The 13,996-nt window shown below is 41.1% G+C and carries 12 protein-coding genes; 3 read left to right on the forward strand and 9 right to left on the reverse strand.

What is annotated here, in order from left to right; all coding sequences use genetic code 11:
- From IIC38_16590 to IIC38_16600, 3 genes are all read left to right on the forward strand, one after another.
- A partial coding sequence (locus IIC38_16590) for a haloalkane dehalogenase (protein MCH8127552.1) occupies positions 1-826 on the forward strand: 826 nt, incomplete at its 5' end.
- Positions 827-1,028: 202 nt separating this feature from the next.
- Positions 1,029-1,931, forward strand: coding sequence for a PD40 domain-containing protein (locus IIC38_16595; protein MCH8127553.1), 903 nt, complete (start codon positions 1,029-1,031; stop codon positions 1,929-1,931).
- An 84-nt stretch (positions 1,932-2,015) separates the two neighbouring features.
- On the forward strand, positions 2,016-2,543 hold the full coding sequence (locus tag IIC38_16600) for a dihydrofolate reductase (protein ID MCH8127554.1): 528 nt from the start codon (positions 2,016-2,018) through the stop codon (positions 2,541-2,543).
- Between the two features lie 175 nt (positions 2,544-2,718).
- Here the strand turns inward: IIC38_16600 and IIC38_16605 are convergent, their stop codons facing one another.
- The 9 genes from IIC38_16605 to IIC38_16645 form a co-directional block, all read right to left on the reverse strand.
- Positions 2,719-3,054 (reverse strand): nuclear transport factor 2 family protein, encoded by a 336-nt coding sequence (locus tag IIC38_16605; protein ID MCH8127555.1) that lies wholly within the window; start codon positions 3,052-3,054, stop codon positions 2,719-2,721.
- Positions 3,055-3,191: 137 nt separating this feature from the next.
- Entirely contained in the window at positions 3,192-4,934 is a 1,743-nt protein-coding gene (locus tag IIC38_16610) for an amidohydrolase (GenBank protein ID MCH8127556.1), read from the reverse strand.
- A gap of 140 nt (positions 4,935-5,074) precedes the next feature.
- A complete protein-coding gene (locus IIC38_16615; protein ID MCH8127557.1) occupies positions 5,075-6,187 on the reverse strand; it encodes an alanine racemase in 1,113 nt (370 codons plus the stop codon).
- 103 nt (positions 6,188-6,290) lie between these two features.
- Positions 6,291-7,865 carry a M20/M25/M40 family metallo-hydrolase gene (locus IIC38_16620; protein MCH8127558.1) on the reverse strand — a complete coding sequence of 525 codons (1,575 nt, stop codon included), beginning with the start codon at positions 7,863-7,865 and terminating at the stop codon, positions 6,291-6,293.
- A gap of 34 nt (positions 7,866-7,899) precedes the next feature.
- A complete protein-coding gene (locus IIC38_16625) occupies positions 7,900-8,949 on the reverse strand; it encodes an alcohol dehydrogenase catalytic domain-containing protein (protein ID MCH8127559.1) in 1,050 nt (349 codons plus the stop codon).
- A gap of 176 nt (positions 8,950-9,125) precedes the next feature.
- On the reverse strand, positions 9,126-9,893 hold the full coding sequence (locus IIC38_16630; GenBank protein MCH8127560.1) for a DUF72 domain-containing protein: 768 nt from the start codon (positions 9,891-9,893) through the stop codon (positions 9,126-9,128).
- Between the two features lie 370 nt (positions 9,894-10,263).
- Entirely contained in the window at positions 10,264-12,087 is a 1,824-nt protein-coding gene (locus IIC38_16635; GenBank protein ID MCH8127561.1) for a tetratricopeptide repeat protein, read from the reverse strand.
- Positions 12,088-12,445: 358 nt separating this feature from the next.
- Entirely contained in the window at positions 12,446-13,225 is a 780-nt protein-coding gene (locus IIC38_16640; GenBank protein MCH8127562.1) for a hypothetical protein, read from the reverse strand.
- 363 nt (positions 13,226-13,588) lie between these two features.
- Positions 13,589-13,996, reverse strand: a 408-nt coding sequence (locus IIC38_16645) for a TonB-dependent receptor (protein ID MCH8127563.1), incomplete at its 5' end; no start/stop codon positions are given.

Genomic DNA, 13,996 nt, shown 5'->3' on the forward strand with positions numbered 1-13,996 from the left:
TCATGGTTCAAAGATGCATTATGTCGATGAAGGCGCCGGCGACCCCATTCTTTTTTTACATGGTAATCCGACTTCTTCCTACCTGTGGCGAAATATTATTCCCTATGCTGTCCCGCATGGGCGATGTATTGCTCCCGATCTCATCGGCATGGGAAAATCCGACAAACCCAATTTAAGGTATCGTTTTTTAGATCATTATAAATATATAGAGGGCTTTATCGAGAAGCTGGAATTGAAAAATATTGCTTTTGTGATTCATGATTGGGGCTCCGGGCTTGGTTTTCATTATGCCATGGGACATGAAGAAAATGTCAGGGGAATTGCGTTCATGGAAGCGATCGTAAAAACCGTCAGCTGGAAGGGATTCAACAAAGATTTCAAAGTGGGTTTCAAATTAATGCGTTCTCCGTTTATTGGCTGGTTGATGATTAGCGTGATGAACGTATTTGTCAAACAGATATTGCCCCGAGCAACTGTGCGGAAATTGGATTCTGAAGAGAAAAGAATATATCAGGAACCGTATCAAACCATCGCTTCCAGAAAGCCATTGCGCCAATGGCCGTGTGAAATTCCTATCGATGGCAAACCGGCCGATATGCACGAACTGATTTCAGCCTACAGCCAAAAGCTGCAGGAATCGGATTTACCAAAGTTATTATTTTATGCAACCCCTGGTGGAATTATTACCAGCCAGGTTCTCGACTGGTGCAAACAGAATTTTAAGAATTTAAAGACGGTAGATATTGGGGCTGGAATTCATTATTTACAAGAAGACAATCCCCATAAAATTGGTGAAGAACTGGCAAAATGGCTTCAAAGTTTGTAACCCTTTTGCAATGAACAATGACCAATAACAAATGAATTTGTTTGTTAAGAATGATGATAACACAAGACTTTATGTAATGGCCACTACTGCCAGAATCTGCCTGGATCGCCGTATTGATAATTAGTGAATCAATAAAATGAAAATTGCGTTTTTATAAGAAACAACAATTAATTTTTCATTAGAATTAGAAGGAGTAAAAAACATGAACCCGCAAATCACACCATTTTTCACAAAAACAATCCTGGTTGGCGTACTGCTGTTGAATGGCGCCTCATCTTTTCCCGGCATGAAAGATATTCGTAATCGCGAGCCAACATGGTCTCCTGATAACGCCAAGATTGCGTTTGTCTCAAATAGAGACGGCAATCCCGAGATTTACATCATGGATGCCGATGGCAGTAATCAACGCAATATGACCAATAGCCCGGCAATGGATATTGGCCTGGCCTGGGCGAATGACGGCAAGAAGCTGGCGTTCGTTTCAAATAAAGGCGGCAAAAAGGACATCTATCTGTTGAACGTAAACAGCGGCGAAGTAACCCGGCTAACCAATCATGGCGATGTACTAACCACGCCTGCTGCCTGGTCGCCGGATGACTCGAAGATTGTTTTTGCGGCCGGTTCACACCGCAACGCCGATCTTTATATTGTCGATCTGAATACAAACCAGGAGGTTCGGTTAACCAAAGATGATGTTTTGAATGCTATGCCGTCCTGGTCTCCTGACGGCTCAAAAATTGCTTTTATGTCGAACCGCAGCGGTAATCTTGATATTTACACGATCAAACCGTCCGGTGAGGAATTGATCCAAATCACCACCCATGATGCCGAGGACGGCTGGCCGCGCTGGTCGCCTAACGGATTCCAGATCGCCTTTTTTTCTATGAGAGATGGAAATTTTGAAATCTATGTCATGCGTGCAGACGGAAAGTATAAACACAATTTAACCAAAAACCCCGGCAGTGATGCGGCGCCATCCTGGTCCTCCGATGGCAAGAAAATCCTTTTTCATTCCAACAGGTACCAGGATCAGGAGGAAGTTTATGTGATGAATGCGGATGGCACCGACTCGGTGCGATTAACGAATGGCGCTGGTGGAAAATAGGACTTTTTATCTATTCGTTTTTTTGTAGAAATTAGAACAAGCCAAATAACGCCACAATCTCAGGTTTAAATCGGGAGAATGAAAATGCGCACGGTAATTTTTGGTGTTGCCAACAGCCTCGATAACTACATCGCCCGCAGAGACGATTCTGTTGATTGGCTCCTTTGGAGCGATGACATGAAATCCCTCATGACAGATTTTTGGAAGAACATCGACACCGTTTTGATGGGACGAAAGACTTACGAGGTTTCTCTGAAACACGGGAGAGGCAGTGGCGGTACTCCCGGCATGAAGACCTATGTTTTTTCCCGTACTATAAAGGAAAGCGACGATAAAGATGTTGAAATCATTTCGGAAGACGTCGCCAATTTTCTCAAAAAACTGAAAAATCAGGCAGGCAAAGACATCTGTGTTATGGGCGGCGGCGAGTTGGCAAAACCGCTTTTCGAGGCCAACCTGATCGATGAGGTCGGCTTGAACATTCACCCAATTTTGCTCGGCTCGGGAATTCCTCTTTTCCTCGAAATGAAACACCAGGTCGATTTGGAGCTAGTTGAATGTAGGTCCTTCAAAAACGGCTGTGTGTATGTTTCTTACCGGGTGAAAAAGTGAGAAGGCTGATCTCTTTTAAAGTATTGTCATGACCAGTTGAAGGAATTTTTTAATAAAAAACAGTATCTTACGCAAGGTTAAATAGATTTCTCCTAAATGACATCAATTTAGTGTGATTGAATTTATGCGCAAGATTTGAGTTCAATGCAATAGCTTGACAAATAAGAATCATAGATCATTCAGGATGACTATAAAATATTTTGCCTACAATCTTCCAGCCATCTTCAAATTTGTAGAGAAGGAAATAATCCGTATAAACATGTTTTGAATCTATAAAAATTTCCATTTTGGCTGTCGCCGCGTTTCCCGTCACATCGATTGAGCCAAACTCATGTTCGATTTTCTTGGGATTCTTTACACCATCTAATTTCATTCGGCTTAGCCACATATCCAAACTCGCATGGATCATCTGATCGTCAGCATAAACTTTCATGACAAAATCCGGATGAAATCCTTTTCTGACAGCCACTGAATCTCGATTCATATGAATGCCCTCGACATAAGCGCTCACCAATACACTCCTTATTTTATTCGCTTCGTCATTTATTAGCAGCCTGTTCCACGGCACATGAAGATAGGAAAATTGACAAAATAAAAATACCGATAAAATAGCTTTTTACTTTCATAAAAATAGCTCCTATTTATTTTTTATTCTTTTTGGTAAACTATCTTCCCACCTACAATCGTATATAACACTTCAGTATCGAGAATTTTATCGGGCTCGATCTCCAACAGGTTTTGCGATAACACGGCCAAATCAGCCAACTTACCGACCGTTATAGAGCCTTTAATATCCTCTTCAAAATTGGCATAGGCTGTATTTAAGGTATAAGCTCTGATTGCATCTTCCATGCTGATCCGTTCATCCGGAAACCAACCTTCCGGCGGTGTGCCTTTGACCGTCTTCCGCGTCACCGCAGCATAAATGCCCAACATAGGGTTGATGGGATATTCCGCTGCTGAGGTGCCGGGCCAGTCGGTGCCAAAGGATAGAACAGCGCCGCTTTCCTGAATACTCTTGAACGCATACGCGCCTTTACAGCGCTCGTGGCCGATACGCTCTTCCATCCAGCGCATATCGTCGCTTAAATGAAAGGGCTGCATTTCGGCGACGATGCCCAATTCACCCAGGCGCGGAAAGCTTTTGGGCGCTATTACCTGGGCGTGAACCAGGCGAAACCGTCGGTCCTTTTCACCGTTTTGTGCATTCAATTCTTCCAAATAATCCATCAATAAATCATTGGCCTGGTCACCGATGGCATGTACGGTCAACTGCAAACCTGCTTTGTCGGCATCCAGCATATATTTGACGAATTTGCCTTCGACAAAATTGCCGTCATCATCCACCATAAGCTGGCGCCAGCGACCGCGATTGCTGGGGCTGTTTGAATAAGGCTCGAAGAAGCGAGCGGAGCTGGTTCCCATAATGCCATCGATGTGCCCTTTCAATGATCCAAAACGGATCCATTCGTCGCCACTGCCTATTTTAATTCCCTGCTCTTGCAGCTCACTCCAGCGATCTAGAAAATAGCGAAAATGGATACGGCAGGTCAGCTCTCCGCCTTTGCGCAATTCGCGGTAAATTTCCAACTGCTCATCATCCGACATATCACTGACATTGGTGACGCCAAATTTACGGATTTCCGCAAGCGCCCGCCGGGTTTGCTGCAGACGGCGCTCATGAGAAAAATTCCTGGGTATGAAATCTGCAAAGAGGCTACTGGCTGCCCGACCACGAATGATTCCCGTAAAGTTTCCCTGCAGATTCCGGAGAAACTCAACTTCCGGATTTTTGGGATTAACAGGATCGAGTCCGGCTGCTGCCATTGCACCTGCGTTAACAGCAAATTCGCTGTTATCGAATTTGCGAATGAACATGGGGTTATCTTTAGTTATCTCCTTTACCAGTGACATATCCGGGGCAAAAGACTCCCGACTCTCACTGCCGACACTGGCAACCGCCCACTGATCGTAAGCGCCCCAGTAACCTCCGAGGATCCAGTCTCCATTCGGCAGGTTTTCAACAACCTGTTTAACGCGGTTGACGAACTCATCCTGATTGAAAACCGCCATAATATTGAATTCGAGAAAACGGGCTGCCGAGGCAAAGTGCACATGATTGTCGTTAAACCCGGGAACGACAAATTCGCCATTCAAATCGATTAATTGGGTGTTTGCGCCCTGCAATGGCAGGACTTCTTCATCCGAACCCACCGCGATAAATTTGCCATCCTGAATGGCAACCGCTTCAGCGCGAGGGTTCTTTTCATCAACCGTCCAGATAGTGGCATTGTGCACAATCAGATCTGGCTCCTTGGTTTGGGAACAACCTGAGATGAAAACTATGATTAAACTTAAAATAATGAACACTACCGTAAACATCCGTTTCATGTAGCCTCCTTTTGGTTATTTTTAATTATCACAAAAACTGAGTTTTTTTAATAAACAAGAGTTTATTTGCTAAGTATTATTCTTTTCTAAAGTTAAAAATGAATTCCCATCCTCACTTAAAAACTCAGTTTTTAAGCTATCTATGGAAAAAACCGACCCATGCTTATTCTCTCACCTTCAAGTGTTGTGTAACCACCCAATAAATTGGCGGTTAAACATGAATGAACCGGCAATACGTACAGTGTATCACCGATGTTGATTTGATTAAAAAAATGGCTGTCGGTTTTAACAGTTCCATGTTCCTGGGAAAGACCAGCAACAGTTGTATTTGCTACAATTTGTCCCCAGCCTTTTTCATTTGGAGTGCAAATTCTACCGAAGATTTTGTTTTCATTGTCAAATATGTAGTCCTTGGAAAGATGAACAGCGCCGCAATATAAAATGATCTCATTTCGATTGGGATGTTTGGCAACGACCGGGCAGGCAAGCGCGACTGCAATTTCCTCTTCTAAACAGGAACCGATTCCAAGCTGCATTACATCATAAAAAACAAAATTGCCGGGCCGGATCTCATCCACATCACCAAAGTCATCTATGATGCTGCAACCCGGTGTGTCGCCTATCGAAATTTCTACGTTGTCGAATTTTTCTTTTAATTCATTGCGAACCTGGTTCATTGCCAGGATCGATTGAATAGTACTATTTACTACGTCATCTTTACTTTTGGCATCATATGTGTGGCCTGCGTGAGTTAGCAATCCCTTAAAAGAAAGATAGGTAGAGTTTGCAATTTCATCTGCAAGCTTGACAACAGCTTCGTGGTTGCTTGCCAGAATCCCGGTCCTTCCCGTTCCAACATCTATTTTGATCCAGACATTCACACCTGTCTGAAGGTGGTCACCTAAAAACTGTACTGTTTCTTTGGATTCTACCAAAAGATTCAGGTTGATCTGGTTCGCCAATCGATTGATTTGTGCTATTTCCAATAAATTGACCGGAAAGGCAATAGTAATATCATCCCAACCATTTTCAGCAAAATAGGCTGCCATCGAAACCGAAGAAACCGTGATGGCATTCACATCGAATTGGCGGTACCATTCTCCAACCCGGGCGGATTGATGGGTCTTGAAATGGGGTCGAAACCGAACGCCGTTACGTCGGGCTTTTGCAGCCATTTTTTCAATATTCTCAAGCACTCTTTTTTTGTCGAGTATAAGTGTTGGTTTTACAATGTTAGAAGACTCGATTTTCATCACCGATTATTAGGGTTTAAGTTCAAACAAAACCATTTGTTGACACCAGGTAAAACGAAGTTCATAATGACACTATTTTGAGATCCTGGGGAATAGAAATCCTCTAATCCTCAACCCAAACTTCTCCCAACCTGGCAAAAACGCTGCTAAAAATTTCAATGCCATCCCATAAGTTTTGCAAACGCAGGTTTTCATTGGGAGCATGCTGATTATCGTCATGGTTGGCAATGGGCAATATGACGATTGGCCGTTCCAGAATTTGATAAAATGTATGAATCGGAATACTACCGCCAAAAGTGGGGAGTTTAACGATCGACTCTCCCTCCAAATCTTCCATGACTCGAATCAACGACCGGGAAATTGGCAAATCCATTGAGGTGCGAGACGGTGGATATCCACCCCGCCAATTTGCCTGGATGATTTTCGGGTGTTTTCGTCTCATTTCAGGGGTTGGATCTTCATAGACTATTTTAAACCCTTGTTTTTGAATATGATCTTCCACTCGATCTCGAACCATTTTTAAGGTTTGGTTCGGTACCAACCTGAATCCTATTACAGCGTTCGCCTGATCCTGGATGGCGTTTTTAGCGATGGGACCACCAGCATGAAAAGAACGCAGATTCAAAGCGGGTAACATGATTAACTCCTCCAATCGTTTACCGCTTCCTTCCGTCCAGGCCAGGCCAAATTCTTCTTTTAATTGTTGATCGATGTTAGGGATCTCATCGATAGCTTTTTTTTCAGTGGCTGTGATCTGTGCGACATCATCGTAGAAATTTTTAATGAGAATCTTTCCATCTGTATTTCGCATACTGGCGATTAAATTTGTTAGCAGCACGATGGGATTTGGCGCCCAATTGCCATAATGGCCGCTATGCAGAGGTAAAAGAGGTCCGTATGTGGTCAATTTAACTCCGGTTATACCACGGGCGCCAAAAGCCAGCAGCTTTCGCCGGGTTTGGTGAACGGGCCCATCACACAGAATCCAGGCATCCGAGGCCAGTAGCTCTTTATACTTTGACAATATTTGGCTCAAATGTGGAGAACCGGCTTCTTCCTCGCCTTCAAAAAAGAATTTAATATTAATCGAAGGGGTTATGTTTAATTTTTTGAGAGCATCTAATGCATGAATGATGGCTATGACAGGCGCTTTATCATCTCCGGCGGAACGACCATAAATCAGCCATTCCGGATTTAAAGGAGATTGAAGTGTCGAAAGTTCAATCTCTTTACCGCCTTCTTCCACTTTCTTGTCCCTTATTACAGGTTTCCAGGGCGCGCCGGTCCATTGCGTTTTATCCACTGGCTGGCCATCATAATGAACATAAAAGACAATCGTTTTTTTTGCACCTGGTGAATTTATCTCACCATAGACAACCGGTGGACTTCCTTCAACTTCGAGAAGTTTGGTAGTAATCCCTCGTTTTTGAAGCAAAGCTTTAATATGTGCTGCGTTTCTCCTTATATTTTCAGTATCAGATGCTATATTAGGAATAGCGAGCAGCGCTGCAAAATCCTGCAGGATTTTAACTTCATTCTGCTTTCGATATTGTCGAACTTTATTTCGTAGGGTGACGGGATCTGAATCATCAATGGATTTGCTGAAACTTGTAGAGGCTAAGATTACGAATAAAACCAAGAAATTGATACTTGTGAAGGGGTTCTGTTTCTTTATCATTTTTTATCTCCTTCTAATACTTTTGGAAATAAGGTTATTCGGGTTTTAACATCACCTTTAAACATCCATCCTCTTTTTTATCAAAGATATGGTAGCCATGAACGCCATCCTGGAGAGACATTTTGTGGGTGATGATGGATGTATAATCATATTTTTTGTTTTGCACCAGCGGCATTAATTGTTCGATATAAAACCGCACCGGGCATCGTCCCGCTTTAAAGGTGAGATTTTTGTTATATGCTTCTATTGGCGAAAATGCAATATGTTCTTCGGTATGCATGCCAACAGCTGAAATGATTCCGCACGGCCGTACCAAATCTACTGATAACCTGGCAGCGGATGGATTTCCAACCACCTCCAAAACCGCATCTGCTCCGCGACCGTCCGTTGCATCCCGGATGATTTCAACCGGATCTGTTGACGAATAATCAATTGGAATAGCGCCAAACCTTTGCGCGTGATTCAAGCGTTTTGGTATCGAGTCGATTGCATAGAGCTTCTCCGCTCCCAATTCGATAGCACCCAGGATAGCCATTAATCCCACCGGACCGCAGCCGATCACAACATAAACTCCTTTGGGTTGGATTTCGGCCATGTCTGCGCAAAAATAACCTGTCGATAAGATGTCTCCAAGCAAGACGCCTTCCTCCATCGTTACGCCATTGGCTAAATGGACTAAAGTAGACTCGGCTAAAGGCACATGGACATATTGAGCTTGTGCGCCTTGCAAACCTTTACCGCCTTCTACCCAACCATAGCAATTACCATATATACACCTACAGGTCAGACCTTTCAAACAATAATAACAAATTCCACAGTTGGTTGTAAACGGACTGACCACCAGATCGCCGATTTGCAAAGATGTTACAGCCGTGCCGATTTCAACAACTTCACCCACGAATTCGTGCCCCATAACGGTGCCATGATCCAATCCTTTTTCACGTTCGTGATAGGGATGTAAATCGGAGCCACAAATTCCTGCGAGCCTGGTTTTGACAATCGCATCTGTCGGAGATTTAATTTCGGGATCTGGAATTGATTCGTAGTGGACTGTTTCTTTTCCATGAAATGTTAAGCCATACATAGGAACCACTTCATTGAGTGAATGGATTGATTGACCTGTGAGCTATTTTAATGCTTACGGTGAAATAAAACAAGAGGTTTTTAATATAAATGAAGGTGAAAAAATAATTGCGCTTGAGGTGCAAAAAAACGATTCCATCGCTAGAAGCGATGGAATCGTTACGTTTTCTTTAACTTCTAATTTATATAACCAAGCGCCTCAATCTTACTCCTCAAATTCTCTGCTGTACCTGGTGCAAATCCTTCATAGCGGTTACTGCAATACACATACACATCGATGCCCTCTTTGAGCATGTCAACGATTCTTTTAGCCCAATCGGCGAGCTTGTCATCTTTCTCCACTTGTATATGGGTAAAATCTTCCTTGATCTTTCGGCGGTCGCCGATCAAGCGAATATAAACGAATGGCGCCGTTAAGCGCACCAATTTCGGCATGTAATACAGATCCTGAACCACGAAGGCGCATTTATACTTTTCCAACAGCTCAAAGAATTCCGGTTCATCCAGCCACTTGCGATTACGCACTTCGACAGCATAACGGAAATCCTGCGGCAACTGCGGTAAGAAATCGGTTAATTGAGGTAAATTATCTGGAGAAAACTTGTAATCGAATTGCAGCAACAACGGGCCGAGTTTATCTCCGAGCGTTTTAATTCTGTTCAGGTAAAACTCCAATTCATCCGAACAATCCTCCAGGCGCTTAAAATGGGTGATCTTGCGTGGGAATTTTGGCGAAAACGAAAACGCTTCGGGAGTAACGGCCAGCCAGTTATCGATCATTTCCGGTTTGGGCGTGCGGTAAAAAGTAAAATCGATCTCGACGGAATTAAATTTTTGGGATATAAACTGCAGATATTCGTTGGGCTTTGTGCCTTTCGGGTAGAAGGGTCCAACCCAGTCTTTGTAAGACCATGCTACTGTGCCGATGTGAAGTTTTCCTGCCATTTAAAACTCGTTTAAAAACCAAATGGATAATATCGAAACTAAATCAATAAATACTGAATATGAAATTTTTGTTTATACTAATAAAGCTAATTATTAATGAAAATCACCAATTTTATTAAAGGTGTTTTATGGAAGGCATCCAATTTTTGATTGATGAAAAAGGTAATAAAAAAGCAGTTCTTATCGATCTTGATAAGCACGGGGATTTATGGGAAGATTTTTATGACAGGTTAGTACTATCATGATAGGATTAATGAACCACGAGAAACATTGTCTGAAGTCAAAGAAAAATTAGTAGAGCAAAAGAAGCTGGATGGATGAATATCACATTACTTTTACACGATCCGCCCGAAAAGAACTTGGGGGTTCCTTATTTAATATTATCCAGAAACTCTTTTACAGTTTTTGTGTTTGGATGATTCTCACCTAATGTTTTTAAGAATATCGTGTATGCAGATAACCACAAATCCCGCGCTTTTTCATATTCACCCAAATCTGAATATCTAAGTCCAAGATTATTTTGTAATGTTGAAATTTCAGAACAATCCTTTCGAGGAAATAGTTTTAGAATAGCGTCACCGAACGGTATATATTGAAATTTATCAAGCGGATTTTCTTTTGCCTGGTCGAGAGATAATAAGTTTGTGGCTCTATCAATTAAAAATTCCAGATCACCGGCTGTGGTTTTTATTTGGGAGAAAAGAGATTCAACCAGTACCGGGTGCATTTTGTAACTGTCTGTTTTGTCCTCTTTTTGTATATACCCTTTTAAGTAAAGATTTTCCAGGACGCCGGAAAATTCTTCCTGCCATTCCAATTCTTCTACTTGCAATATCTCTTTCAGAAATTCGTAATCCAACCATAAATTGGGTAAGGCTGTAAACTGTTTTAGCAGGTAATTTTCATGCTTCCCAAGATTACTAATCTTAAAAATTCCTGTTAAGTATGATTTTATTCGCTCTATTTTTTCATAATTAGAATGATCTATATCGATACCGGCAATGGCATCTATTGCAAATGCTTCCTGCACTTTTTCAAAACTCCAATGATTTTTTTGGGCGGATTTGGCAAGTATTTCGATGGTCAAAGTATGCAATTCCACCCGGTTAACAATAACACCCATTTGCTCATCTGAATAGCGTTTGCAAAACTTTTTAAACAACAGGATGGCTTCCCCTTCAGGTAGAAAATCCAGGTCTATTATGTGAAATGGCGTGATGCGCTCGCGGGAAGTTACCAGCACATGCCAGGCCGGCGCTTTTGGAAGTTCTTGATAATTTGCGGATAAGGATTCGTTCGCATTGTCTATGATCAGAAGCTTGGGTCTCTTGCTTTCTAAAATACGCAATTCATTTAAACATGCCCTCAACTGCTGATTCGGTTGAATATCCTGAATTTTCAAATTTTTGAGTAAAGAATAATTTGCCAGGATCGCTTCTTCTACAGTATTCTCAATGGTCAGCCACACGATATGGTCATAATCTGCATAGAAAGTATCAGCATAAACAGCCGCGAGGGTTGTTTTTCCTATACCACCCATACCATTAATGAGGGCAGTTTCTTTATTTTGTAATAATGAGTCCCGCAGGGCTTGCAGCTCTTTTTTCCTGCCAACGATATTCTTTTTCGAAACCCTGCTCAATGAGGTAAGCTCTTTGGGGAATGTACCTGATGGAGTTTTATCTATAAGTTTCTTTACATCTTCTTTAATTTCAGATGTATCCTGTTTTATTGCTTTAATAGCAGTTAAAGCTGCATCAAACGTTGCAGAAATATTAAAAATTTCTTCTTTATAATTCTCATCAATAACAAGGCTTTTTAATTCCTCGTCTGCTTTTATGTTTTGTTCGAAAAGGGTAAGAAAAATATTTATTTGATTTTGGTCGGGGGGTATAATATTCGGATTCTTTCTTAATTCAGTCTGAATCGTATTTACATCAGGTTGATATTTTCCTTTACTAAAAAACCTGCATTTTAATAACTCATCTACAAGTATTTGAGATTTATAAAAAGCAAATTTTCCCTGGTTGTCTTCTATTGGATCATTTTTTTTATACTCCTCAATTGTATGATCAATTACTTTTGCCAGTCTTTTTTCAGCAGCATTCTTTACTGTGAGTATATTGTCTAAGCCTTTATTAATCGAAAAAGACGCAATCGATTTTGCAACGAAAATTCCTATGGAGGTTAACATATTAACACTTCAGTAATAATTGTTTGTTTTAAAAATTTGTGTTCTCCCACTAAAAGATAGTTAACTGTGAACTCGTAAAAGAATATTAAATTAATTAGAATAGTTCAAAATAAAATCTAATACTCAACCAAATTGTTCCTTAAGTTGAGAATCTTTTTGATACAAAAACATTTTATTGATAATTATTAACCACAGACCCCGGAGTTTTACAAACTCCGGGGTTTAAATCAATAAATCTTGTACCTACTCTCACCCCGTTCACCCCTGCCATTCAGAACGGTGGAATATTGAAGGGTAGTTAAAATGGTGTGATTCTGGAATTTCTTTATAAATTTAATAAATCAGATGGAATTGTATACTATTTGGCGCTTATTTCTTGCAGCAACTTGCTGGCATTCCCCTTATTCCATTCATCATCCTGGTCGGTTATGGGCATCGATGGAATATTTGTCAACACTTCCCGCGCATCTTCGAATTTCTTCAATTGCACTAAAAGACGGGCATAGTCTATATTGTAAAGCACAAGATTGGGTCTAAACTTGAGCGCTGCTTCATAATATTCCTTAGCTTTCTTTTTACTGGCCCAACCTAATCCTAATGGGTACCGGAACAACTTCCCCTTCTCTGCAATCTTTTGATGTGTTCGTCCATATACATACAATGCAATGTCGTCATCAGGATTTAATTCCAGGGCAATCTCCAATTCTTTCCTGATATTTTTAGCGAGTCCAATGGATTTCCATACACCTTTAAACAGAGCAATCTTGCCAAAAGCGATCGCCCGATAGGTGTGTCCCTCATATCCATCCGGGTTGACGGAAATTGCGCTATCGGCCATAATTTCCGCTTTCCGATAGTAAAAAAGCTGTTGATCTTTAGGCAGATGTTCACCAATTTCCACATAAACACGGCCGCAACGCCAAATCGCCTGGTATTCCTTTGGGTCCAAGTCCAGTGCTTTTTGATAATATTCCAATGCCAGCTCATTCTCGAATTTAACGAAAGCCGAGTCGCCATCTGCGATGAAAACTTCAATGGATTTTTGATCTGTGTTAAGAGCGGGCGAAAAAAGAGTGCAAATATAAACAATAGATAAAGCGAATTTGGTTGCTGCATTAAAATGAATATTGCCATCCATAACATTCTCAAAATTATTTGATCAAGTATTTAAACCTGTCTTTCAGGTTTGGAGCTTAAATGAGTTGCATTCAAAATTGCTGTTCAATGATTAATAGTTTTCAAACTTAATTTATTTAAAATTTGATTTCTAAAGAACTTCAAATACTAACCGACAAGCCTCGTCAAAGTTTCATTTCTGATCAGAAAAAATATTGATTTTATCCTATACTAATTATAGGCATTTTTTAACATTTTTATAATAGAGCATTTGAAACTCCGAATATGAACCTGTTAAGGTACTTTATGCAAATTGGGATTGAACCTTTAAAATCTTCTTGATTGTGGGTTTGAATAAAAGGTACTAGCGGACTAAATTCCCATTTTACAGCTCAACCTTGGTATTGACAAAAACCTGTCGTTCTGCCGCTGGGAAGAAGGAACTTCCTTCGCCATGAGTGATGTACAATGTATCAAAAATATTTTGCAGATGAAGTTGAATGGTCAATCCGGCCAGTCCGAAACGATTGGTAAAATGATAACCAAACATGCCATTGGCAACGGTATATGCATCCACTGTATTTTCTTCATTCTTGAAATTATCCGTGTACTGCTTGCCCACATGTTTGAGGGATAGCGATGCATTGAATCCTTTGTTTGAATAGTTTATCATGGCGTTTGCAAGAAAATCGGGGAATCCTGCGATCGGGTTGCCATTTAAAACTGTTGGGGAGCCATCGCCGGAAAATACCGTATATTTCTTCAATTCATTATTACTGATGGAAATATTTCC

It is taken from the genome of candidate division KSB1 bacterium, assembly GCA_022566355.1.
Lineage (GTDB): Bacteria > Zhuqueibacterota > JdFR-76 > JdFR-76 > DREG01 > JADFJB01.

Bases quoted from the DNA above. Each gene is read 5' to 3' on its own strand.
- IIC38_16595 (MCH8127553.1), top strand. From the start codon at position 1,029: ATGAACCCGCAAATCACACCATTTTTCACAAAAACAATCCTGGTTGGC.
- IIC38_16600 (MCH8127554.1), top strand. From the start codon at position 2,016: ATGCGCACGGTAATTTTTGGTGTTGCCAACAGCCTCGATAACTACATC.
- IIC38_16610 (MCH8127556.1), bottom strand. From the start codon at position 4,934: ATGAAACGGATGTTTACGGTAGTGTTCATTATTTTAAGTTTAATCATA.
- IIC38_16615 (MCH8127557.1), bottom strand. From the start codon at position 6,187: ATGAAAATCGAGTCTTCTAACATTGTAAAACCAACACTTATACTCGAC.
- IIC38_16620 (MCH8127558.1), bottom strand. From the start codon at position 7,865: ATGATAAAGAAACAGAACCCCTTCACAAGTATCAATTTCTTGGTTTTA.
- IIC38_16625 (MCH8127559.1), bottom strand. From the start codon at position 8,949: ATGTATGGCTTAACATTTCATGGAAAAGAAACAGTCCACTACGAATCA.
- IIC38_16630 (MCH8127560.1), bottom strand. From the start codon at position 9,893: ATGGCAGGAAAACTTCACATCGGCACAGTAGCATGGTCTTACAAAGAC.
- IIC38_16635 (MCH8127561.1), bottom strand. From the start codon at position 12,087: ATGTTAACCTCCATAGGAATTTTCGTTGCAAAATCGATTGCGTCTTTT.
- IIC38_16640 (MCH8127562.1), bottom strand. From the start codon at position 13,225: ATGGATGGCAATATTCATTTTAATGCAGCAACCAAATTCGCTTTATCT.